General features: G+C 43.6%; 19 protein-coding genes and 2 pseudogenes. 15 read left to right on the forward strand and 6 right to left on the reverse strand.

Annotated elements, in window-relative coordinates:
- Positions 1-167: 167 nt before the first annotated feature.
- The 6 genes from prfB to F973_RS05095 all read left to right on the forward strand — a co-directional run bounded on the left by prfB (position 168) and on the right by F973_RS05095 (position 5780).
- A protein-coding gene (prfB, locus tag F973_RS05070) for a peptide chain release factor 2 (RefSeq protein ID WP_155756459.1) occupies positions 168-1263 on the forward strand; the annotation gives its coding sequence in 2 pieces (ribosomal slippage) (positions 168-239 and positions 241-1263; 1095 coding nt in all).
- Between the two features lie 151 nt (positions 1264-1414).
- The gene (locus F973_RS05075; RefSeq protein WP_004760451.1) at positions 1415-1717 is read left to right on the forward strand and encodes an ArsR/SmtB family transcription factor; all 303 of its coding nucleotides are present in this window, start codon (positions 1415-1417) and stop codon (positions 1715-1717) included.
- Between the two features lie 26 nt (positions 1718-1743).
- Positions 1744-2808, forward strand: coding sequence for an alkene reductase (locus tag F973_RS05080; protein WP_004760453.1), 1065 nt, complete (start codon positions 1744-1746; stop codon positions 2806-2808).
- Between the two features lie 295 nt (positions 2809-3103).
- Entirely contained in the window at positions 3104-3520 is a 417-nt protein-coding gene (locus tag F973_RS05085; RefSeq protein ID WP_004760454.1) for a hypothetical protein, read from the forward strand.
- A 239-nt stretch (positions 3521-3759) separates the two neighbouring features.
- A complete protein-coding gene (locus F973_RS05090; RefSeq protein WP_004760455.1) occupies positions 3760-5076 on the forward strand; it encodes a 3-deoxy-D-manno-octulosonic acid transferase in 1317 nt (438 codons plus the stop codon).
- Positions 5073-5780, forward strand: coding sequence for a 16S rRNA (uracil(1498)-N(3))-methyltransferase (locus F973_RS05095; RefSeq protein ID WP_004760457.1), 708 nt, complete (start codon positions 5073-5075; stop codon positions 5778-5780). The genes F973_RS05090 and F973_RS05095 overlap by 4 nt, the downstream gene beginning before the upstream one ends.
- Here F973_RS05095 and F973_RS05100 read toward each other — a convergent pair.
- Positions 5777-6748, reverse strand: coding sequence for a mechanosensitive ion channel family protein (locus F973_RS05100; RefSeq protein WP_034432339.1), 972 nt, complete (start codon positions 6746-6748; stop codon positions 5777-5779). The genes F973_RS05095 and F973_RS05100 overlap by 4 nt on opposite strands.
- A gap of 115 nt (positions 6749-6863) precedes the next feature.
- Positions 6864-7433, reverse strand: a complete 570-nt coding sequence (locus tag F973_RS05105) for a DUF805 domain-containing protein (protein ID WP_004683518.1) — start codon at positions 7431-7433, stop codon at positions 6864-6866.
- Positions 7434-7707: 274 nt separating this feature from the next.
- Here F973_RS05105 and acs point away from each other — a divergent pair, with 274 nt between their 5' ends.
- Positions 7708-9651: an acetate--CoA ligase gene (acs, locus tag F973_RS05110; RefSeq protein WP_004760460.1), complete on the forward strand. Its 1944-nt coding sequence runs from the start codon at positions 7708-7710 to the stop codon at positions 9649-9651.
- A gap of 186 nt (positions 9652-9837) precedes the next feature.
- On the opposite strand, the gene msuE is transcribed toward acs, so the two are convergent.
- Positions 9838-10578: an FMN reductase gene (gene msuE / locus F973_RS05115; protein ID WP_004683512.1), complete on the reverse strand. Its 741-nt coding sequence runs from the start codon at positions 10576-10578 to the stop codon at positions 9838-9840.
- 349 nt (positions 10579-10927) lie between these two features.
- Between msuE and F973_RS05120 the strand changes: the two genes are divergently transcribed.
- Positions 10928-11578: a response regulator gene (locus F973_RS05120; protein ID WP_004678977.1), complete on the forward strand. Its 651-nt coding sequence runs from the start codon at positions 10928-10930 to the stop codon at positions 11576-11578.
- A gap of 115 nt (positions 11579-11693) precedes the next feature.
- Here the strand turns inward: F973_RS05120 and omp33-36 are convergent, their stop codons facing one another.
- Positions 11694-12563, reverse strand: a complete 870-nt coding sequence (gene omp33-36, locus F973_RS05125) for a porin Omp33-36 (protein WP_004760462.1) — start codon at positions 12561-12563, stop codon at positions 11694-11696.
- A 576-nt stretch (positions 12564-13139) separates the two neighbouring features.
- On the opposite strand from omp33-36, the pseudogene F973_RS05130 reads away from it, so the two are divergent.
- Positions 13140-13499, forward strand: a pseudogene (locus tag F973_RS05130) (GGDEF domain-containing protein); the annotation flags it as partial.
- Between the two features lie 90 nt (positions 13500-13589).
- Here F973_RS05130 and uvrA read toward each other — a convergent pair.
- Positions 13590-16421 carry an excinuclease ABC subunit UvrA gene (gene uvrA / locus F973_RS05135; RefSeq protein ID WP_004760463.1) on the reverse strand — a complete coding sequence of 944 codons (2832 nt, stop codon included), beginning with the start codon at positions 16419-16421 and terminating at the stop codon, positions 13590-13592.
- Between the two features lie 211 nt (positions 16422-16632).
- Here uvrA and F973_RS05140 point away from each other — a divergent pair, with 211 nt between their 5' ends.
- Positions 16633-17205, forward strand: a complete 573-nt coding sequence (locus tag F973_RS05140; RefSeq protein WP_004683497.1) for a DUF2939 domain-containing protein — start codon at positions 16633-16635, stop codon at positions 17203-17205.
- Between the two features lie 54 nt (positions 17206-17259).
- On the forward strand, positions 17260-17613 hold the full coding sequence (locus F973_RS05145; RefSeq protein WP_004678971.1) for a DUF1304 domain-containing protein: 354 nt from the start codon (positions 17260-17262) through the stop codon (positions 17611-17613).
- 144 nt (positions 17614-17757) lie between these two features.
- Here F973_RS05145 and tenA read toward each other — a convergent pair whose 3' ends face one another.
- On the reverse strand, positions 17758-18432 hold the full coding sequence (gene tenA, locus F973_RS05150) for a thiaminase II (protein WP_004760465.1): 675 nt from the start codon (positions 18430-18432) through the stop codon (positions 17758-17760).
- Positions 18433-18659: 227 nt separating this feature from the next.
- On the opposite strand from tenA, the gene F973_RS05155 reads away from it, so the two are divergent.
- The 4 genes and pseudogenes from F973_RS05155 (at position 18660) to F973_RS05170 (ending at position 22813) form a co-directional block, all read left to right on the forward strand.
- Positions 18660-20021 carry an MFS transporter gene (locus F973_RS05155; protein ID WP_004760466.1) on the forward strand — a complete coding sequence of 454 codons (1362 nt, stop codon included), beginning with the start codon at positions 18660-18662 and terminating at the stop codon, positions 20019-20021.
- A gap of 51 nt (positions 20022-20072) precedes the next feature.
- Complete coding sequence (gene ssb, locus F973_RS05160) at positions 20073-20669, forward strand: single-stranded DNA-binding protein (RefSeq protein WP_004678963.1); 597 nt, start codon at positions 20073-20075, stop codon at positions 20667-20669.
- Between the two features lie 234 nt (positions 20670-20903).
- Positions 20904-21074, forward strand: a pseudogene (locus F973_RS05165) (hypothetical protein); the annotation flags it as partial.
- Between the two features lie 440 nt (positions 21075-21514).
- Positions 21515-22813, forward strand: a complete 1299-nt coding sequence (locus F973_RS05170; RefSeq protein WP_004760470.1) for an FAD-dependent oxidoreductase — start codon at positions 21515-21517, stop codon at positions 22811-22813.

Genomic DNA, 22813 nt, shown 5'->3' on the forward strand with positions numbered 1-22813 from the left:
TCATTTCTATGAAAAAAACAGATAAGTATAAATATTAATCCATTAGAAAAACTATTCTGAAAAAATTCTTCTTATCAATAAAACTTGTCAAAATCAGGTGGCTGTGTCGTATAGGGCAGTTATGTTAAAATAGTGAATTGTGTGAAAAATATTGAGAGAAAAGACGCGTGGAAATTAATCCGTATTTAAACCAATTGAAAGATTTATCTGATCGTAGCCAAACACTACGGAGGTATCTTTGACTACGATCTAAAGGCTGAGCGTTTAGAAGAAGTTTTAAGAGAACTAGAAGACCCAACGATTTGGAATGATCAGAGTCGTGCGCAAGCGATTGCGAAAGAAAAGGGCAGTTTAGAAAATACTTTAGGTGTATTTGATCGTCTTGCAGAGCAGCTAGATGATGCCAAAGCCATGCTTGATTTGGCTGTAGAAGCCGATGATGAAACTTTACTGGAAGATGTTCAGGCTGAATTAGACAGTGCGGAAACAGCATTAGCCAATCTCGAATTCCGCCGCATGTTTAGTAATCCAATGGATCCAAATCCATGTTTCCTTGAAATCCAATCAGGTTCAGGCGGGACAGAGGCACAGGACTGGGCATCCATGTTATTGCGGATGTATCTGCGTTGGATCGAACGTCATGGCTTTAAAGCTGAATTGATGGAAGTGTCTGATGGTGACGTAGCAGGCATTAAATCTGCAACCATCCGTGTTGATGGCGAGTTTGCTTATGGCTGGTTACGTACCGAAAGTGGCGTACACCGTTTAGTGCGTAAATCACCATTTGACAGTAACAACAACCGTCATACCTCATTCTCGGCTGTATTCGTATCGCCAGAGATTGATGACAATATCGAAATTGATATTAATCCGTCGGATGTCCGTACAGATACTTATCGTGCGTCGGGTGCGGGTGGTCAGCACATTAACAAAACCGATTCGGCAGTTCGTCTCACTCATGCACCAACAGGCATTGTGGTAGCGTGTCAGAACCAGCGTTCACAACACGCCAACCGTGACCATGCATGGAAACAGTTACGTGCCAAGCTCTACGAACTGGAAATGAGCAAACGTAATGAAGCAGCTCAAGCATTGGAAGACTCGAAGTCAGATATTGGTTGGGGCAGTCAGATTCGTTCTTATGTCCTAGATGATTCACGTATTAAAGATTTGCGTACTGGTATTGAGAATTCAAATACGAAAGCAGTCTTAGATGGTGATTTAGATCGGTTTATTGAAGCAAGTTTGAAACAAGGTCTATAACTTTAAAACGGCATTTTTGTTCAGCAAATTTTAGTTAATCGGAAAAATATGATATTAATATCGGAAAAAATAGATATTAATATTTATTAAATTCGATATACTGATTTTAGGTGCTGAACGAAGTTTTGCCTGTTGAAAATGTGATGAGTCTATGGATATTGATATCATTAGCAAAGCCTTAGCCAATCCATTACGTCGAGAAATTTTGCAATGGTTAAAACAACCAGAGCAGTTTTTACCGGTACAGGAATGTGGTGGCAGTTTTGAACGAGGCGTATGTGCAGGTCACATTGAACGCTTAGGAAAAGTTGCACAGTCGACTATGTCAAATCACTTGTCTGTCTTACAGCAAGCGGGTTTGATTAAGGTTGAAAAGTATGGGCAATGGTCATATTTCACCCGTAACGAAGCTTTGATTCAGCAATACATCGAACATTTAAAACAAACACTTTAACTGAATAAGTGTAAATTGAGGCGATCATGGCTGAACTAAATTCTGCGTTACAAGTGGGTGATTTTACGATTAAAAACCGTTTGGTTTTATCACCTTTGACCAGAGCTCGTAGTGGTGTTGAGCGTATTCCAAACGATTTAATGCTGGAATACTATCAACAACGTGCCAATGCGGGCTTAATTATTACTGAAGCGACAGTGATTAGTCCGAAAGCTGTTGGCTACGCCAATACGCCAGGCTTATGGTCACAAGAACAAGCTCAAGCTTGGAACAAAATTGTTGAAGCAGTGCATGCGCAAGGTTCAAAGATTGTGGTTCAGCTATGGCATGTCGGTCGTATTTCGCACCCTGATTTATTGGACGGTGACACGCCTGTAGCACCTAGTGCCATTCGACCCGCAGGTGAGGTCAGCTTACTGCGTCCGAAACGTGCTTATGTGACCCCTCGTGCTTTATCGCATGAAGAAATCCAAGAAATCGTCGCACAATATAAACATGCGGCTGAGTTAGCGAAAGCAGCAGGTTTTGATGGTGTTGAGTTGCATGCAGCCAATGGTTACCTGATCGATCAGTTCCTGCAAAGTAGCACCAATATTCGTGATGATGAGTATGGTGGTTCAATTGAAAACCGCGCGCGCTTGTTGTTGCAAATTGTGGATGCCTTTATTGAGGTATGGGGTGCAGGTCGGGTGGGTGTGCATCTGGCACCGCGTGGTGATTCACATGACATGGGTGATGATAATCCACTCGCGACTTTTGGTTATGTGGTTGAACAACTGGATCAGCGCAATGTGGCCTTTATCTTTACCCGCGAGTATGAAGCTGAGGATAGTTTACAACCAAAGTTGCGTCCTAAATTCAAAGGTGCCTGGATTGCCAACGAAAAATTAACGCCAGATTCAGCCAAGCGTATTTTAGCAACTGAACAAGCGGATGCAGTTGCATTTGGTTTAGCATATATCGCAAATCCTGATTTATTCAAGCGTTTGGAAAATGATCTACCGCTTAATCAGGTTCAATTCGACACCTTGTATGGTCCGAGTGCCGAAGGTTATACCGATTATCCTGTTTTTGAACAACTCGAAGCTTAAGTTGTTTTTAGAATTACTCATGTCATTTACCAAAATGGCATGAGTGTTATAGGTTTGCTAGAAGAATGTAAATCGTTAGATTATAGTATTTTATGATTAGGTCTGTTTATAATCAATTTATCTGCTGAGGCATCTATTTTTACTGACATTTACATAGAAAATTTTTTTTAATAGAGCATGTTATGAATATTAGTAAATAGTAATATCCATTATAAAAAGATCGGTTTTACCTGACGCAAGCGATCCGTATTAGATAATAGTTTTTTTCAGTTTTTATTGTTGGTGGGTTTAATTCATGTTTTCATTTTTTAAGAAGAAACCAAAAGAAGATGGTATACAGCCTCTTTATTTTAAAAGTAATGAGGCTGCATTTGAATTTGCAAAATCAACTTTTGGTTTAACTCCTGATGATTCCTTAGTTGCTGAACAATTTTATTTCGGTCGTTTACTTGAAGACTATAATGGGGTGAATCACGAAAGAGATCCAATTTATATTGAATTACCATCGGATGCTAACTCACTTTGTTTTGCACTGTTTCCAAAAAACCATCCAAAAGTTTACCCAAAGAATACTTTGATTTTTTTTAAACCTATACAGCGTGAAACCGTCGATTCAATAGAATCATGGCTAGGTTTGGTTTATGGCGTTATTGAACCAACTTTCCATCCGAAGAAAGGTTGGAAGTTTATCGAACGTTTTTTGGATGAATAAATAGCAGTATGCGTTGTCTTGTTGTAACCGGAAAATATATAGATATTGGTTGTCTCCTTGTTGTAAGGAGGAGTTACAAAATTTGCTAGAGTTTAACGTGTCTAATTAAAAAGAATAATTTAGACGAAGAACAGTATGAATGCCTATGCATTTGTAACACATCAAAAAAAGTACAACTGTTAAAAAATCATAAATTTCCGCATAATGTGCTGAAATCAAATCGAAATATATGGTCTAGGATGGCGCAGGAAATCGCAGCACAACAAACACCATTTTGGTATAACTTTTTACTGGTATGTCTCAAACCGCTCTATCGCTGGAAAATAAGACAACGGGCTGAAAGTGATGCGCTATTTCAGCAAGAATGCCTAGAGCGTTTTGGACCGTTTCAACCCCCTAAAAATTTAAATACGATTTGGTTTCATGTAGTATCAGTTGGAGAGACGAATGCTGCTCAACCTTTGATTGAGCACTATCTAAAACTTGGACATTCGGTTTTAGTAACCAACACCACAAAAACAGGGCAAGCCAGAGCCAAGAGTTTATTTTCCGAAAAATATTCGACACTTTTTCAGGCAGTCTATTTGCCTGTTGACCAGAAGCCGTTACTGAAACAATTTTTTGAGCTGTATCAACCGAAACTTCTTGCTTTAGTTGAAACTGAGATTTGGCCAAATTTGATCGCACAAGCCAAACAGAAGCAAATTCCATGTATCTTATTGAATGCTCGTCTTTCAGAAAAATCAGCGAAAGGTTATGGCAAAGTTCGTCGTTTAACACAGCCGATGTTGCAGCAACTCACATGGTTATTGGCTCAAGATATCGCGACACAACAGCGTTATGTGGATTTGGGGTTAGATCAAAGCAAAAGTCAGGTTGTTGGAAATATTAAATTTGATATTAGTGCTCCGACCTCCTTTATTGAGCAAGCTGAACAGTTAAAACAGGAATGGCAGTTAGAGAAACGCCAAATAATTACTTTAGCCAGCACACATGCACCTGAAGAAGAACAGTTACTTAAGCAATTACAGCCACATTTAAATTCCAACCCTGATTTGTTATGTATCGTTGTACCACGTCATCCAGAGCGCTTTGATGAGGTGTATAAAATTTGCCAGAGTTTAAATTTAAATACGCAACGTCGTAGTCTTAAACAGCCAATTCAAATCGATACACAGGTTTTTCTTGCCGACAGTATGGGTGAAATGTGGTTATGGTATGCCTTGAGTCAGGCCTGTTTTGTCGGTGGTTCATTGAATGAACCTGGGGGAGGACACAATATTCTGGAACCGATGGTGCTGAATATCCCGACAGTCATTGGTCCTCGCTATTTTAATTTTCAAAGTATTGTCGATGAATTTGTGGCAGCGCAGGGAATTTTAATTGGAGAAAATGCAGCACAAGTGGCACAGCAACTTTTAAGCTGTTTGGATGATCCAGTGCAAACCCAACAACAGGTTGCGCACGCTCAACAGGTATTGCAGCGCAATAAGGGTTCTCTACAAAAACATATCCAGTTGCTTGACCATTATTTACAGCAAACCGCATCATCATGAATATTGTTTTACTTGAAGCTGAACAAACCCAATCCGAGTTCTGGAAAATTGACAATCCAAGGCAAATACAACATTTAAGCCAGCATGTGCAGTTAAATGCTGGAGATACCTTAAAGGTCGGTATTCGCAATGGTGAACGCTATCTTACGGAAGTAATATCTGTTTCTGAACAACAGATTCGCATAAGACCGATTCAACTGGAAGCAATTCCAGCAAAGTTACCTGTGCATTTAATTCTTGCTTTACCACGTCCTAAAGTATTACGTCGTATCATTATGGATGCTGTGACTTTGGGCGTGGAACGGATCAGTTTGATTCATAGTTATCGCGTGGATAAAAGCTATTGGCAAAGCCCATTCTTACAGCAGCTCGATGATTATGTGACTTTAGGTTTAGAGCAGGCAGGTGACACGATTTCACCTGAAATTCAAATGTATAAACGCTTTAAACCTTTTGTTGAAGATGTTTTGCCTACATTTATTTCGGATCAAAAACCTGCTTATGTCGCACATCCTTATGCAGAGCAGCAGATGCCACATGCGATTCAGCATTCATGTTGCCTGATCGTTGGGCCAGAAGGCGGATTTATTCCTTTTGAGGTTGATCTGTTCAAAAAAAATGGCTGCCAAGCAAGGCGCTTAGGCAACCGAATTTTACGAACTGAAACGGCGGTATCGCATATTTTAGGGCGATTATTTATCTAGGTAGTTGGTTCGTTGATTGGTTCTGATTGATCACCACGATACACTTTAACTTCCTGTACAGGGTAGGGAATTGAGATACCCTGTTCATCAAAGGCTGCCACCACCAGTTCCTGAATCTCACTAATAGATGCAGATGTGGTGGTTTCTGTAGTATTCACCCACCAGCGTACCGTCAGGTTAATCGAGAAGTCGGCCAGTGCGGTAACATTTACTGAAAAGGCAGGCTGACTCAGCACGTTACGGTTATGGTCCAGAATCTTCAGGATAATGTCCTTGGCCTGCTGGATATTGTCTTCATAGCCAATACCCACCATAAACTCACAACGGCGGCGCTGGTAGGCATTGTTTACCGTCACGGCACTGGTATAGACCGTCGCATTGGGAATGACGATACGGCGGCCATCTGGAGAACGCAGGAATGTGGCACGAATCTGGATATCCTCAACATTGCCCTCCATGCCATTCACCACAATGTCATCACCAATGCGGAAAGGTTCACTCAGTAGAATCAGCACGCCTGAAAGTAAATTCTGGAAGATGTCCTTAAATGCAAAACCAATGGCGACCGAACCAATCCCCAGTGCCCCAATCAGTTGGCTCGGGGTAAAGCCTGGAATGGCAATCACCAGCGCAATCAGGAAACCAAAAAACAGGATAAAAGTGCTGCCGACCCGATTCAGTACCAATACCAGGTTCTGGCGGGTGTAGCTGCGATTTTCCAGCGTTTTGCGAATAAAGAACTTAAACAGCTTGGTCAACAGCCAAAAAATGATAAACACCGCAATCGCGATGCAGATATAGGGAACCCGCTGCCAAAAACTGTCGATGATCTTGTCAATCGTGGTATAGGCATCATGGTATTTTTCAGTATGGGCCAATACAGTCTGCGTGGTTTTGGCACCTGCTTTCTGGATCAGTTCACCTGTGTCCTTGGCGACATTGGTCAGTGTTGTTTGTTCATTTGCCACAGAAAAATCTCTATTTCGCAAAGTGGGAATGGAGTGGGAAGCAATCATAATGAATTTATCGCAAATATGCATGTAAAGTTCAGTTGTTGTTTCACCCTACTTATGCTCTGGAAACCTAGAAGTATCCAGTGGTGTTCTGGATCATCTGTGTTGGCCCCTCCCATAAGTCTGGGCTGGCAAAATAATAGAAAAACATGAAGATAAACAGTAGCATCAAGATACTCAGGATGATCACGATCCATGCCAGCAGCTTTTCCCATGTGGTGGATGGGCGGATATCGCCATAATCATTGCGATAGGGCGTACCTGGGGCAAGTAACACATAGAATGTAAACAGCAACTGGATAAGGGGGACGAGCAGCAGCAGGCTCAGCCAACCTGTTTTATTCAGATCGTGTAAACGTCGGATCAAAAAAACGATCTGAAAATAAAAGCCAGCAAACCAGAGTGCAATCAGCGCAAATCCTCCGATTCCTGAAAATGCAGATAAGATCGGTTCATGAATCTGTACATTATTTACACTTAGACTCGCCGAAATTGTGATAATAAGAATGAAAAGAACCGTCCAACTGATACTCAGGAAACCATACCAACCTAGATAGCTGAGTCGGTTAAACCGCCCCTTGGCGGATAAGGGATGGTCATTGATAGGCTGTGTCTGGGAGGAGAGGGGAGGATTCAACATCATATTTTCCTATTTTTTGTTTATTAAATCTTTTAAGGTATGGCCAATGATCAAAATAATCACTTATTTTAAAAACAAAAAACATAGACAAGCAGTTCAAATTTAAATTATTTTGAGTAAATTTTTGAAAATAAACTGAGCGTAACATTCCTACGACCAAAGGCGCATTGTTTAGTCTTGTAAATGTTGTCCATACTGCAAGAGAGAACAAAACATACCAGAAGAATAGATGTGATCATCTAGGGTATGAAATAAAAAACCAAGGAAGTAAGCTATGAAAGACATCTACCCAGTGCCTGATAAATTCAAAGAAACGGCAAGAATCTCGGAAGCAGACTATTTCAAACGTTACCAGCATTCCATTGAGCAGCCTGAAGCATTTTGGGCGGAAGAAGCGCAAAAGATTGACTGGATTAAGCCCTTTACCCAGGTCAAGAATACCAGTTTTAGTCAGGATGACTTCAGGATTGAATGGTTCGCCGATGGTGAGCTGAATGTCTCCGCAAATTGTCTGGACCGTCATCTCAAGGATAATCCATTAAAACCTGCCATTATCTGGGAAGGTGACCATCCATCACGCCATAAAATCATCTCCTTTGCCGAATTGCATGATGAGGTGTGCCGTTTTGCCAATGTGTTGAAGAAACAAGGAATTCGAAAAGGCGACAGAGTGGTGCTGTACATGCCAATGGTGCCTGAAGCTGCGATTGCCATGCTGGCATGTGCCCGCATTGGTGCGGTGCACTGCGTGGTGTTCGGTGGTTTCTCACCCGATTCACTGGCAAGCCGTATTGAGGACAGTCAGGCCAAACTGGTGATTACCGCCGATGCGGGAATGCGTGGTGGCAAGCTGATCCCATTGAAAGAAAATGTTGATGCCGCCCTGGATATTCAGGGAACAGACAGTGTAGAGAACGTAATTGTGGTGCACCGTACAGGCAACCCGATTCAGTTTAATGAGGCGCGTGACATCTGGTATCACCTTGCCATTATGGAAGTGGATGAGCACTGTCCGCCTGAGCCGATGAAAGCGGAAGACCCACTTTTCATCCTTTACACCTCTGGTTCAACAGGCAAGCCAAAAGGGGTGCTGCATACCACGGGTGGCTATCTGGTTTACGTCAACACCACCTTTAGGGAAGTGTTTGACCTTAAAGAGGATGACGTGTACTGGTGTACCGCAGATGTGGGCTGGATTACAGGGCATAGCTACCTGTTGTATGGTCCACTCAGCAATGCCACCACAACGGTGATGTTTGAGGGGATTCCACAGTATCCAACATGGGCGCGTATCGGCCATGTGATTGACAAGCACAATGTCACCATCCTCTATACCGCACCAACTGCCATTCGCGCCATGATGCGCGAGGGTGATGCCTATGTGCGTGAAAGTGACCGCAGTAGCCTGCGCCTGTTAGGTTCAGTGGGTGAGCCAATCAACCCAGAAGCGTGGAACTGGTACTATGAAGTCGTTGGTGAAAGCCGTTGCCCGATTGTGGACACATGGTGGCAGACTGAAACAGGTGGAATCCTGATCTCACCACTGCCAGGTGCAACCGCATTGAAACCAGGTTCTGCGACCCGTCCATTCTTTGGGGTGCAGCCTGCCCTTGTTGACGGTGAGGGCAATGAGCTGGAAGGAGCGAATGAGGGCAATCTGGTGATTAAAGACTCATGGCCAGGTCAGATGCGGACTATCTGGGGCGATCCAGAGCGCTTTATTGAAGCCTATTTCTCCACCTTTAAAAACTGCTATTTCACTGGCGATGGTGCGCGCCGTGATGAGGATGGCTACTACTGGATTACGGGCCGTGTGGATGATGTCCTCAACGTTTCAGGTCACCGTTTAGGTACAGCAGAAATTGAAAGTGCCCTGGTTGCACATGAGGCGGTTGCCGAAGCTGCGGTAGTCGGAATGCCGCATGACATCAAGGGACAGGGAATCTGTACTTTTGTCACCTTACAGGCTGATGTCGCTGAATCAGAGGAATTGCGTAAGGAGCTGGTCAACTGGGTGCGTAAGGTACTTGGACCAGTGGCAACGCCTGATGCCTTGCACTGGGCACCTGCCTTGCCAAAAACCCGTTCAGGCAAGATTATGCGCCGTATCCTGAGAAAGATCGCCGCCAATGAGCTGGATACACTGGGTGATACCTCAACCCTGGCTGAACCAGCGGTGGTGGATGCCCTCATTGCAACGGTTTATCCAGACAGATAAGCCTTATCCAAATAATAAAAGACAAGAGCGTTCAAGTGAACGCTCTTTTTTATGAGCAGCATTTAATGGTCAGCCAGGAAAATTGAAACCTGCCGAAAATAAAAAGCCCCAAGCCGAGTCATGGGGCAATAATACTTGCCATTACTTTATTTTTCTTCTTATCAAGTCTAAAAACGAATTATTTCTTTATGCAACGTGGTTTAGATTTTTTTGTGGTTTTGGATGGAGGCGTGATTCTGCCGCATCCAGATCAGGTACTGCCGCTGAGGGGAGTACATCCGCCTGTTCAATCTGTTTGTTAATGCCGAGATTCTGGTTGGCCTGTTCGGTTTTTGCCCTAGTTGCCGCCGCACGCTGACCCTTGGCAGGCGCCCACTCCAGAATTGGTAAGGCACGCGCTACAGCCAGGGTCACACGGTCTGACAGTTGCTCACTTTTTACCGTGTATTCAGGTGTAAAGTCCCGATCGGTGGCATATACGCCTATCGGTAGGGTCTGTGCCTGAAAAAAGCTAAATAGCGGACGTAGCTGATGCTCCAGCACCAGTGCGTGCCGATCACTACCACCTGAAGCCGCCAGCAATACAGGAACATCGACTAAAGCAGTCTGTTCAACAAAGTCGAAGAAGTGTTTAAATAAACCAGTGAATGATGCACGGTAAACGGGTGTGCCCACAATCAGGGCATCTGCCGCCTCAACTGCGGCAAGGTCATCCTGTACACGCTGTGGCAGTTGGTTACGGTAAATGGCGCCACCCAATAAAGGACCAATTTCACTGAGTTTAATGAAATGCACCTTAATGCTGATTGCTTCTGAAAGTTCATCAAGGATGGCCTGAATTAAACTTTCAGTTTTAGAGGGGCTATTTAGGCCCCCTGAAACGGCAACAATGTTGAGGGGAGTGGCGATTGTCTGGTGATTTGGCATGGTTGGGCCTGGACAGTTTTCCTGAATTGCCCCTATTTATCTACCTGAATATGCTGACTGTAAAATAAGGAAATGCTGCAAGCTTATCTTTTTTATCGATATATCTAAAAATAATGATAGGCTTGAATTTAGTTGTTTTTAATTGCATGTTTCTATTCAATATTTCTTTAAGGGCTTTATTCTTGAATAAATAGGATATGGATTATATAAATATTCGATTTATTTTGCTGGAAAAGGAAATAAATCAGGTCTTGTGCTTGACCTGCGGTTTATTTAAAAATAGGCTAGGATAGATTGAATTTGAATAAACACAGTACATTGACGTACTTACAGATTGCGTAAAGCACTTATGAATATTTTAATTGTAGATGATCATCCCTTATTTAGACATGCGTTGATTCAAGCGGTTCGTTATAGCCTGCCACAGGCACAGATTCAGGAAACTGCTGATGTTGACGAATTCTATGCGCGTCTGGAGCATGGGGCGGAACCCGATCTGGTATTGCTGGACCTGAATCTACCAGGTGCCTCTGGATTTTCTGCACTGGTGTATGTACGAGCACAGTATCCAGCGATTCCGATCATTATTGTTTCTGCCCATGAGGAAGTGTCGATTATCCAGCGGGCAATTGCACACGGGGCAATGGGATATATTCCAAAATCCTCACACCCCAGCCATATTGGCGAGGCCATTAAGCAGGTGCTGGAGGGTGAGATCTGGCTGCCACCGAATTTACCGACTCATGCGGGATTTGACCCAAGGGCTGCGGACGAAACCGCACTGGCAGAGCGTTTACAGTCACTGACCCCGCAGCAGTTCCGCGTGTTGATGATGGTGGCTGAGGGGTTGCTAAATAAACAGATTGCCTATGACCTGGAAGTTTCCGAGGCAACCATCAAGGCGCATGTAACCGCCATTTTCCGTAAACTTGGCGTACAAAACCGTACTCAGGCGGTTTTGGCGATTAGTGCCTTAAATATTGAAGACAAGAAGATGTAGTCTTGTAGCTGGGAACTGAAAGACTTTTCCGATTCTTCTAAAATAAAAAACCAGTTCAAAATGAACTGGTTTTTTTATGATCAATCTGGGTTCTGGATAGAACCGCAATTCAATCTTAGAAACGTAACTTCGCGTTTACGCCAACAGTTTGCATATCTGCGTCAGAACCTACAGCATTCGCATTTACATAGCTTGCACCAACCGCAATCGCTGGAGTGATGAAGTAGTTTACATTCACACCCCAAGCTGAGTCTGGTGAACCAGCAAAGCTAGATTCAGCATAAGAAACACCAGCATTAAATTGTGAGTTTAGGTACAAATCAGTTTTTAACTCGTACGCAGTGTCCTGACCGTAAACGATACCTGTTTCGAAACCAATTGACATTGGCGTACCTGTGATCGCGCCAACGTATTTAGTACGTGCAGTGATTGCATCCTGATCTTCAGCAATGGTTGCTGTTTCACCAGCCGCTTTGGCAAAACCACTGTTTAGGATTGTGAATGTATCTAAAGATGTTTGTTCAACAACGTTGGTATAACCTACAGCCACAAGGAAATTTGGTGCGATAACAGAACCATACTCAACTGCCCAGCGTTGACCACGGTCATCAGAAAGACCATATTTACCGTCATTGTCAGTTGCGCTGTAGCTTAAGCTTGCATATGCAGGCATATATGATGTTGGCAGGTAAGCTTCAGCCTTAATACCCACGTTTTGAGATTTAACGTCGTCAAGGTTTGCAAAGTTATATCCAACAGCAACATTTGAAGCCTGGTTAAGGAAAGCAGCTTCTGCCAAAGGACCTTTAGATGCATCTACATTATTGAAATAGTAGGTTGCCTGTCCACCCACAGTAAAGTTGTTATAATCTCTGTTTTCATCATTTGAATCTAGGGCTTCAGACTGACCTTGAATTTCGAATTGGTAAGCGTGAGCACCGGTCATGGCTAATACTAAAGCAGTGGCTAAACCGAGTTTTTTCATACGAATTTCCAGCATTAATAAAAAAAGATATACATTTAAAAACAGGATTCATTGTATTGTAACAAAATATGAAGTCAATGTAATAAATGGGTTACTCCGATAAACGAACAATCAAGGGCTAAGGGATGCTTAAAAAATAGACAAATATATTTTATTTTGGCAACCTGACACGAAATATATAACTAACAATGAGATAGATGGATTTTTCATCTTTGAAATCGCTGTAATATGATGGTCATAATCGTTTATTTTTATGGGTTTATTCGATGGTGTTAATCGTTTTTTGCATTTAATCTAGGCAGAAAAATTACATAATTAAGCTTAAAAAGTGTGAATAGAATCTACTTTTCCTGTGTTTATGTGGTTTGTTTTTATAATTTAAGCGGACTATCTGGATAAGATAGATAAAACCAGGTTAACAAAAGGCTGGATTTTTTAAAAAGGATTAACAAAAACGATGAAAAATTTAAATCTGATCTGTTTAATCGACTTTACTTTTTGAGATGTGTTTCACATAATAGTGAGGAAGAGGTGTGGTATTTGCATTGTACCTCATAACATTTTCTCGAGTATTCGATGTGTCATGCATCCTTTTTTACTAGCTCGGCTTTCCCCAAGGCTGAGCTTTTTTTTGCCTGTATGGTCGTGATTATCCTGTCGATCCTCTATATTTCCATTCCACTTATTATCCAGAGTCATCAGGAATATATTAAAACCCAACAGGTGCTGACTGAGATTACCAGTTTGCGTGCCCCCAGCAACAAGCTGATGTCGAGCCATCCAAAGGAACTGGATAAAAATAAAAAAGAATTGCAGACATTTAGGCAGGTGGTGGATGCTCAAATTGATGAAACCATCCTCACACTACAAAACAACGGCTTTGATGTAATCGCGCTGCAATTGGGGACAGATTTAAAGCCCAAACTGGCAAAAGCATCAGCTCAACATTGAGGGAGTTGGCGTAAATTTAAGCTGGTGAGACAAAATCAACCGAAATTTACGCCAGTGTTTGAGAACCTGTTAAATTTATTTCAACATCGGCTTTAAGAAACGCCCCGTATGTGAAATCTCAACCTCAGCGACTTGCTCAGGTGTACCCTCTGCAATGATCTGACCACCACCAGAACCACCTTCAGGCCCTAAATCAATCACCCAGTCAGCCGTCTTGATCACATCCAGATTATGTTCAATCACCACAATGGTATTTCCCTTGTTGCGAAGCTCATGCAGGATATCCAGCAACTTGGCAATATCATGGAAATGCAGGCCAGTGGTCGGTTCATCCAGAATATACAGGGTTTTACCTGTATCACGTTTTGCCAGTTCACGCGCCAGTTTTACCCTTTGCGCTTCACCACCTGAAAGAGTGGTTGCTGCCTGACCTAGACGGATATAGCCTAAGCCCACCTGCATCAATGTTTGCAGACGACGGTGAATCATGGGAATCGCGCTAAAGAACTCAGCAGCATCTTCCACGGTCATTTCCAGCACATCGGAAATGTTTTTGCCTTTATAACCCACTTCCAGTGTTTCGCGATTATAACGCTTGCCATGACAGGCATCACAAGGCACATACATATCAGGCAGGAAGTGCATCGCCACCTTGATCATGCCATCGCCTTCACAGGCTTCACAACGTCCGCCTTTCACGTTAAATGAGAAACGGCCTGCGCTATAGCCCCGTGCCTTGGCTTCAGGGGTTTGCGCAAACAATTCACGAATCGGGGTAAATAAACCTGTATAGGTCGCAGGATTGGAACGTGGGGTACGTCCAATCGGACTCTGGTCAATATCCACCACTTTATCCAGATGCTGCAAGCCATCAATCGAATCAAATTTTTCCGCAGTGAGTGTGGTTGCGCCATTCAGTTGCGTGGCAGCCAAAGGCAATAAGGTACGGTTAATCAGCGTTGATTTACCAGAACCTGAAACACCTGTTACACAGGTCATAATACCTAATGGAATGGTCAGATCGACATTTTGCAGGTTATGTCCACTAGCGCCAGACAGCTTGATCACCTCATTTGGGCGGGGCGATGGGGTACGTTGTTTTGGCACTTCAATTTTTAATTTGCCTGATAAATACTGACCTGTGAGGGAGTCGGCATGGTTGGCCAGTTCCTCATAGGTTCCTTCGGCAATAATCGCGCCACCGTGAATCCCCGCACCTGGGCCAATATCAATGATATGGTCAGCGGCACGGATCGCATCTTCATCATGCTCGACCACCAATACGGTATTGCCCAGATCACGTAAGCGAATCAGGGTTTGTAACAGGCGATCATTATCACGTTGATGCAAACCAATGGACGGTTCATCAAGCACATACATCACGCCCATCAAGCCTGCACCAATCTGTGAGGCGAGACGAATACGCTGCGCCTCACCACCTGACAGGGTTTCGGCGGAACGCGCCAAACTCAAATAATTCAGGCCAACACTAACCAGAAAGTGTAAACGCTCACGAATCTCCTTAAAGATTTTATCGGCGATTTCACCTTTGGCACCCTCAAGATTCAGGTCCTGATAGTAGTTTTCTGCATCGCCAATTGACATCTTGGTGATTTGTGCAATGGTTTTATCCTTGACCCGAACATGACGTGAGATTTCATTCAGACGTGAACCACCACAGGCATCACAGGCGGCATTGGAAAGATATTGCGCCAGATCATCACGAACGTAGTTTGACTCGGTTTCACGGTAACGACGTTCCAGATGTGGCAGGATTCCTTCAAACGGTTGCACACGGTTGTGCTTACGACCACGTTCATCAATATAACTCAGGTCGATTTTCTCTTTGCCTGTGCCTTGCAGGAATTTTTTCTGGGTGTCCTTATCCAGCTTATTCCACTGCTCATCCAGACTAATGCCAAAGTGATCAGAGACTTTTTGCAGCATGGTGTAGTAATAAGGACGTTGTCTGTCCCAACCACGAATTGCACCCTGACTGATGGAAAGCTCAGTGTTTGGAATCAGCTTTTCTGCACTAAAATGGCTACGTGTGCCTAGACCATCACAAACAGGGCAGGCACCAAATGGATTGTTAAATGAGAACAAACGGGGTTCAAGTTCAGCCACCGCACGGTCACATTCAGGACAGGAGTGCTTTGCAGAGAAAACCCGTTCAGGATGTTCGCCATTCATCCACGATAAAACCGCAATATCACCACCTAAACGTAGAGCAGTTTCAAAGGATTCTGCAATACGATTGCCAAGGTCATCCCGTACCTTAAAGCGGTCCACCACCACTTCAATGCTATGTTTTTTCTTTTTGTCCAGTTCAGGCGGGCTATCAATATCAATGATTTCACCATCAACACGGGCACGAACAAAGCCTTGTCCCTGTAACTGTTCAAATAGCTGGCTATATTCACCCTTACGCTCACGCACCACAGGCGCAAGCAGCATCAGTGCCGTGCTTTCGGGCAGTGCCTTGACTGCATCAACCATTTCTGAAATGGTCTGGGCCACCATTGGCAGGTCATGTTCAGGACAGTATGGCGTACCGACACGTGCATACAGCAAACGTAGGTAGTCATAAATTTCGGTAATGGTTCCCACGGTTGAACGTGGATTATGGCTGGTCGACTTTTGCTCAATGGCAATCGCAGGAGACAAGCCCTCAATTGAATCGACCTCAGGTTTTTCCATTTGTGACAGGAACTGGCGTGCGTAGGCTGAAAGTGACTCAACATAGCGGCGCTGACCTTCGGCATACAGGGTATCGAACGCCAGTGATGATTTACCTGAGCCAGAAAGTCCCGTAATCACCACAAATTTGTCACGTGGTATATCGAGTGACACATTCTTTAAGTTATGGGTACGTGCGCCTCGAATACGGATATGACTTTGACTCATAAATACATCTCGAAATTGTGCGAATAAAACGTGTATATAATAGCGATTTAAAATTGTTCAAGCTGTAACAAAACGATTTTAAACGTCAGATTGTGTCGGATTAATGATTTCAAATATATTTTTAACATGAAATTCTTATCTGACCCAAAGGTTTATCGCTGAGATTTACAGACCATTTATTCAAAAATAAATTCCAAAAATTGAGGGCATCATGTCAAAAAAACTGCAAGTTTCTATTATTGCGATTGTTCTACTGATTTTCGCTTTTGTATATACATCTCCCTATCTGGCAATTTACCAAATCCGTCAGGCATTGAAGAATGAAGACAGTGCAGCACTGGCAGCCTATGTTGATTTTCCCAGTGTTCGACAGGGAATCAAGGATCAGTTGAATACCGAACTCGTAAAGAAATTTCCAGAACATGCACAGGCATCGGAGGGTGGCTTTGCCGCTTTCGGTGCCTTACTGGCGTCTTCGATGGTGGATAAAATGGTGGATGTGATGGTCAGTCCGCAAGGAGTTGCCATGCTTTTACAGGGAAAAAAGCTAAAAGAAAGTTTGCCATTTCAAACCCAGCCTGAACAATCCGAACAACAGCAAACACAGGCAGGAGCGCAAGCAAAGGAAAAGCTGTCTTATCGAGGTAAATATCAGGCATTTAATCGTTTTGTGGTCCAGATTCAATATCCGTATCCAAAACCTCCTGTTACAGTCACAATGCAGCGACAAGGCTTAAGCTGGAAAGTCACACAAATCGTATTGCCGATTGAGCAATTGAAATAGATCAGTGCTACATTTAAATCCATTGTATAAGCGGTAGAACAAGGAAAAAATAAAATGTTGGGAACAATTTTAATTGCGTTGATTGCTATATTGCATGTTTATATTTTAGTGCTGGAAATGTTTTTATGGGATAAACCCTACGGTTTAAAGGCTTTCGGCAATACATTAGAGAAAGCTCAACTGACCAAGGTTCTGGCACAAAATCAGGGCCTGTATAATGGCTTTCTGGCAGCAGGTTTGTTCTGGTCATTACTGGCACCCACAGCTTGTGCAGTTGCAATCGCCAACTTCTTTTTAGGCTGTGTGCTGGTTGCAGGCATTTATGGCGGGCTGACCGCCAGTAAAAAGATTATTTATATTCAGGCTGTACCTGCATTGATCACCTTAATTGTTGTCAATCTTTTTTGATAAGGCTCAACAATAAAAGTATTTATTCAACTTTATTTATGCTTTAATGCATTCAGTTTGAGATGAGCCTCATACAGTATATCGGACAATACGATATACGACTAAGCCCCGAATAGGGGCTTTTTTACGTCTATATCAATTGTTTTAGGCGTGATCCAACCCAAACCACTCTCTTTGCTGATAGGCACTGTCCCAGAAGAGCCATTCCAGTTTTGCACCCATGCTATAGGCTGCATGCATTTTTGCCAAAGTATCCGCATCACAGCGTGCGGCCACTTTATCAACGGTTGCAATCACGTTGCGTACGGCTGTATGAAACTCTTCACCTGAATAGGTATCCACCCATGCCTGATAGGGATTATTTTCCACAGACTGGCTGACAATATCGTTGCCAACCTCTGCATAAATCCAGAAACAAGGTAACAGGGCGGCTAAAACCACAGGGTAGCTTTCCGACCAGGCCGTTGCAGTTAGGAACGATGTGTAATGATGACAGGCAAGGGTTAAAGGCGTGCTTTCAAACTCAGTTTTAGTGATGCCAAATGCCTGCATGAAATCCTTATGTAGGCTGCGCTCCACAATAATCGCAATTTTGGCGGCCTCGGAAAACTGGATCACGTCATCTGCGTCAAAGGCCTTTGCTGCGGCAACAGCCAGTGCGCGGCCATAAGCCAGTAAGTAATGTGCATCCTGAATGACATAATGGCAAAACGCCTTACTGTCTAGTGTGCCAGCGGCAAGCTCCTGATTAAAAGGTAGTGCCAATATTTTTTGATATAAATCGAGATTACGTTGCCAAACCTCTTGGGAAAACGTCATGAACTGAGCCTATGCGAGTGTTATTCCATCAATGATTTTCAAACTATAGCAGAATCTTGACGGGCATTTGTTTTGAATCCATTGGGAGATTTAAGCCTATTTTCAGTTGAACCAGATAAATTCAAAAACGCTGTGGAATTTTCTACTCGATTTTTCATCATCTCCTTACAACCTTTGTAGGCGAATGACTTATAATTCGCTGAGTCAGTTACAGTGTCTTATCAACAATGAATGCTTTAGAACGCCGTTCAACCTTTGCCCTAAGTAGCATTTTTGCCTTACGCATGTTGGGCCTGTTCATGATTATTCCTGTGTTTTCAGTGGCAGGACAATCCTATCAATATGCAACGCCAGCCCTGATTGGCTTGGCTGTCGGGGTGTATGGCCTAACCCAGGCAATCCTGCAGATTCCATTCAGCCTGTTGGCCGACCGCTTTAGCCGAAAACCCCTGGTTGTTTTGGGCCTGTTGCTGTTTGCATTGGGCGGGGCCATTGCTGGCTTCTCTGACACCATTTATGGGGTGATTATTGGGCGTGCCATCGCAGGCGCGGGTGCGGTGTCAGCGGTGGTGATGGCATTGTTGGCGGATGTCACCCGTGAGGAGCAGCGAACCAAAGCAATGGCTGCGATGGGCATGAGCATTGGATTGTCCTTTGTAGTGGCATTCAGTCTGGGACCGTGGTTGACCAGCATTGTGGGAATTTCAGGATTATTTTTTGTCACCACACTGATGGGACTGGCGGCAATCCTGATGTTGTTATTGGTTCCGAAAGTGACCCGACATCATCGAAACTTTCAGCAGGGCTATCTGAATCAACTGAGGCAGGTGATGCAGATGGGAGACCTGAACCGTTTGCATGTATCGGTTTTTGCCCTGCACCTGTTGTTAACAGCCATGTTTATCTATGTGCCATCACAGTTGATTGAATATGCGCAAATTCCACTTGCCAAACATGGTCTGGTCTATTTGCCACTATTGGTGATTAGCCTGTTTTTTGCCTTTCCAAGCATCATAATTGCGGAAAAATACCGCAAGATGCGAGGCATTTTCCTGTCTGCAATTGCGGGGATTATTGGTGGTTTGCTGATCCTGATCTTCGGTTATGAATCCAAATATGTACTGCTGGCTGGGCTGGGCATTTTCTTTATTGCGTTCAACGTGATGGAAGCCTTGCTGCCATCCTGGTTGTCCAAGGCCGCACCCCTCCAGTCCAAGGCCACCGCAATGGGAGTAAACGCCAGCAGCCAGTTTTTGGGTGCATTCTTTGGCGGTACGCTGGGTGGACAGCTTTTGATGTTACAGAATACTGCGCTCGGGTGGAGTGTGCTGGCGGGGATTGCTATACTATGGCTGCTGATTAGTTTTGGGCTGGCGCAGCCAAGATATTTATCCTCGATTGTATTGCCTCTGCCTCAGGGGGTACAAACAGATGAATGGACTTCAAAACTATTGGCAATTCGTGGTATTGAAGAAGTGGTGGTGATGCCCGAGCAGCAGGTTGCCTATATTAAGGTCGATAAACAGTGTATTGATGATGCTGGGCGACAAGATTTAACGCACTTGTTGGGCAAAGAGGTAGCCATTTAAGCATAACTCTTATAAAGTAAAACACAGAAATACATAGGATGAATACAGCTAATGCGTGGTGTAAATAAAGTTATTTTAGTCGGTACTTTAGGTAAAGATCCAGAAACTAAAACCTTTCCAAATGGTGGATCATTAACCCAGTTTTCGATTGCAACAAGTGAGTCGTGGGTAGATAAGAATACAGGTGAGCGTAAGGAACAAACGGAATGGCACCGCATTGTGCTGCACAACCGTTTGGGTGAGATTGCACAACAATACCTGCGTAAAGGCTCAAAAGTCTATATTGAAGGTTCATTACGCACACGCCAGTGGACGGACCAGAATGGTCAGGAGCGCTACAGCACCGAAATCCGTGGTGACCAAATGCAGATGCTAGATTCACGTCAGCAAGGTGAACAGGGGGTTGCGGGTGGCAATGACTTCAACCAGCCAAGATTTAACAACAATAACAATCAGGGTGGCGTTTACCAGGATACGGGCTTTAACAATAACCAGAATGGTTATGGTCAAGGCGGTGGCTTTGCTGGTGGAAACCAGGGCAACTATGCAGGTAGCCCACAGGCGGGCAATGGCTTTAATACACCAAAAGCAGCACCACAACCTGCGGCGGCTGCCCCTGCGGATTTAGATGATGATTTACCATTTTAGATCATCGTAGAACCCTCAAGAAAAGGCATAAAATTAAATTTTATGCCTTTTTTATTTTCATTAGCTTCTTCTTTTCCAGGAGATTGTCTCATTCATATTTGACTTCGGTTCTCACAAACATACCTCGTTCTGTACATAGGACCATGTGTTGTATTTCCATAGCTATAAGCCTGAACTTGCAAGGCGTAAAATCAAACCCAAAACCAGAACTTCTAAATGAATAGGAGTACAGAGATGAAAAAGATTATTGGTATCTATGAAAATAAGTACATGCATTGGGTGGGTGATGGCTTCCCAGTCTACAACCTGTTTTCCTATGATCGCCTAGGGCAAAGCATCAGTCCTTTCCTGTTGCTGGATTATGCGGCGCCTTACCGTTTTGCCCCAACAACTGAGCATCATGGAGAGTTATTAACTAGGATAAATCAGCTATTTATATAAGAAAGCCCATCACTCTGTTTGACTGATGGGCTCTCGCTATAAGGTTCTCTATTGATTTTTTTAATATTTGGTCACTTATTCTTGTACAGTTTATTATGTCACTCTGTTCTCATTATTGTTTAATCAGAATAGCGCTAAAATTATACTTTGCAAAGGCCCCTATAGTGCAAAAAATGGATATATAAAGTACGATCTGTATGTTTTTGTGGGTTTTGATCTAATAAAGTTTTATTTTTCATCTATTTAGCGTGTAAAATCAATTTTTGTCAAAATGTAAATATAACCGACAAATAATTGGTCGACAAAATTCTGGCCTAAATGCTGAATCTGGTATTTTTTAATACGGCGTTTGAGCCGATGATCAGTCATAATCAAGAAAAATCATCAACTGATGGGACATAATTTTGGATATTGCAATTATTGGCAGTGGAATGGCAGGGCTTGCTGCCGCCAGAATCCTACAGGATGCTGGACATCAGGTGACTATCTTTGAGGCCCTATCTGGTCGAGGCATGGATAGTCACAGTATTGATTTTGAAGGAGGCCTGATTGACGCGCCATTACGGGTGATGAATCCGAAGCTTTGGAAAAACACGCTCAGTCTGGCAACCTATTTAGGCATAGAAACCTTTCCAGTACGAACCTTTATGGCCTGTAGCTGGCTGTTTGAAGATAAAACCGATACATGGTTGACCACCTCGCGTAGCCGTATTGGCAATTTTCCGATTATCAACAACCGCAAGGGCATACAGCAGTATGGCTGGCGTTTGGTCAAGGGCATGCTGCAACTCAAGACCGCCATCACCCAGTTCTTTAAGTCGGACAATCAGGACATCACCCTAGCTGAGTTCATGAATCAGTACCATATTGAGGAAGTGTTCTGGCACGGCACGGTAATGCCGGTGCTTTATACAATTTGCACCTGTCATCCAAAAACGATTGGTGAATGGCCTGCCAAACCTTTACTGGAATTTATTCGCCAGCTCACTGAGGGTGAGGCACTGTTGCGTATGAAAGGGGGCACACCTGCATTGGTGGATCGCCTAATCGCGGGAATCAGCATTTATAGTGGTTCAGCGGTTCAGAAAGTTGAAGAGCAGGGAGACAAGGTAAGGGTTGAAAATACGCTGGACGAAAGCCAGTCATTTGACCGTGTGGTGATTGCCACCCCAACGCCTGCCATTGAGGGTTTCCTCAAGCAGCCACAATTTGCTGAAGATATTGCCCTGTTAAAACAGTTTAGGTTTGAACAGGGGGATTTGGTGATTCACACTGACCCGATTGTCATGCCTCAGCGCCGTAAGGATTGGGCAGTACTTAGTTATATGATGGACCGAAAGTTTACACGCCAGCAATTTACGGTATGGATTAATTCTATTGAACCCAGTCTGGTTGGTAAAAATGCGGTTTTCCAGACTTGGTGTCCTGTGATTGAGATTGATCCCAAAAAAATTATTTCCAAAGTTAAACTGACCCGCGCGGTAGTGGATTCTGAAACTGTGGCATTGAACAAAAAAATTCAGCAACAACACCTACAGTTGAACCGTAAGGTGTTTTACTGTGGCTCATGGTCATGTGATGGCCTGCCAATTTTAGAGTCCGCCGTGACCTCTGCCATGCATATTGCCCAAATCCTGGGTGCGCCATTGCCTTTTGTTGGGCTTAAACCCAAAGTCAAGGTGGCAGCTGAACTCGGGTACTAA

Source organism: Acinetobacter sp. CIP 102129, from assembly GCF_000368305.1.
GTDB lineage: Bacteria > Pseudomonadota > Gammaproteobacteria > Pseudomonadales > Moraxellaceae > Acinetobacter > Acinetobacter parvus.

What these genes read in the sequence shown, in the direction of transcription:
- F973_RS05075 (WP_004760451.1), top strand. Translation starts at nt 1,415, where the DNA reads ATGGATATTGATATCATTAGCAAAGCCTTAGCCAATCCATTACGTCGA.
- F973_RS05080 (WP_004760453.1), top strand. Translation starts at nt 1,744, where the DNA reads ATGGCTGAACTAAATTCTGCGTTACAAGTGGGTGATTTTACGATTAAA.
- F973_RS05085 (WP_004760454.1), top strand. Translation starts at nt 3,104, where the DNA reads ATGTTTTCATTTTTTAAGAAGAAACCAAAAGAAGATGGTATACAGCCT.
- F973_RS05090 (WP_004760455.1), top strand. Translation starts at nt 3,760, where the DNA reads ATGGCGCAGGAAATCGCAGCACAACAAACACCATTTTGGTATAACTTT.
- F973_RS05095 (WP_004760457.1), top strand. Translation starts at nt 5,073, where the DNA reads ATGAATATTGTTTTACTTGAAGCTGAACAAACCCAATCCGAGTTCTGG.
- F973_RS05105 (WP_004683518.1), bottom strand. Translation starts at nt 7,433, where the DNA reads ATGTTGAATCCTCCCCTCTCCTCCCAGACACAGCCTATCAATGACCAT.
- acs (WP_004760460.1), top strand. Translation starts at nt 7,708, where the DNA reads ATGAAAGACATCTACCCAGTGCCTGATAAATTCAAAGAAACGGCAAGA.
- msuE (WP_004683512.1), bottom strand. Translation starts at nt 10,578, where the DNA reads ATGCCAAATCACCAGACAATCGCCACTCCCCTCAACATTGTTGCCGTT.
- F973_RS05120 (WP_004678977.1), top strand. Translation starts at nt 10,928, where the DNA reads ATGAATATTTTAATTGTAGATGATCATCCCTTATTTAGACATGCGTTG.
- omp33-36 (WP_004760462.1), bottom strand. Translation starts at nt 12,563, where the DNA reads ATGAAAAAACTCGGTTTAGCCACTGCTTTAGTATTAGCCATGACCGGT.
- uvrA (WP_004760463.1), bottom strand. Translation starts at nt 16,421, where the DNA reads ATGAGTCAAAGTCATATCCGTATTCGAGGCGCACGTACCCATAACTTA.
- F973_RS05140 (WP_004683497.1), top strand. Translation starts at nt 16,633, where the DNA reads ATGTCAAAAAAACTGCAAGTTTCTATTATTGCGATTGTTCTACTGATT.
- F973_RS05145 (WP_004678971.1), top strand. Translation starts at nt 17,260, where the DNA reads ATGTTGGGAACAATTTTAATTGCGTTGATTGCTATATTGCATGTTTAT.
- tenA (WP_004760465.1), bottom strand. Translation starts at nt 18,432, where the DNA reads ATGACGTTTTCCCAAGAGGTTTGGCAACGTAATCTCGATTTATATCAA.
- F973_RS05155 (WP_004760466.1), top strand. Translation starts at nt 18,660, where the DNA reads ATGAATGCTTTAGAACGCCGTTCAACCTTTGCCCTAAGTAGCATTTTT.
- ssb (WP_004678963.1), top strand. Translation starts at nt 20,073, where the DNA reads ATGCGTGGTGTAAATAAAGTTATTTTAGTCGGTACTTTAGGTAAAGAT.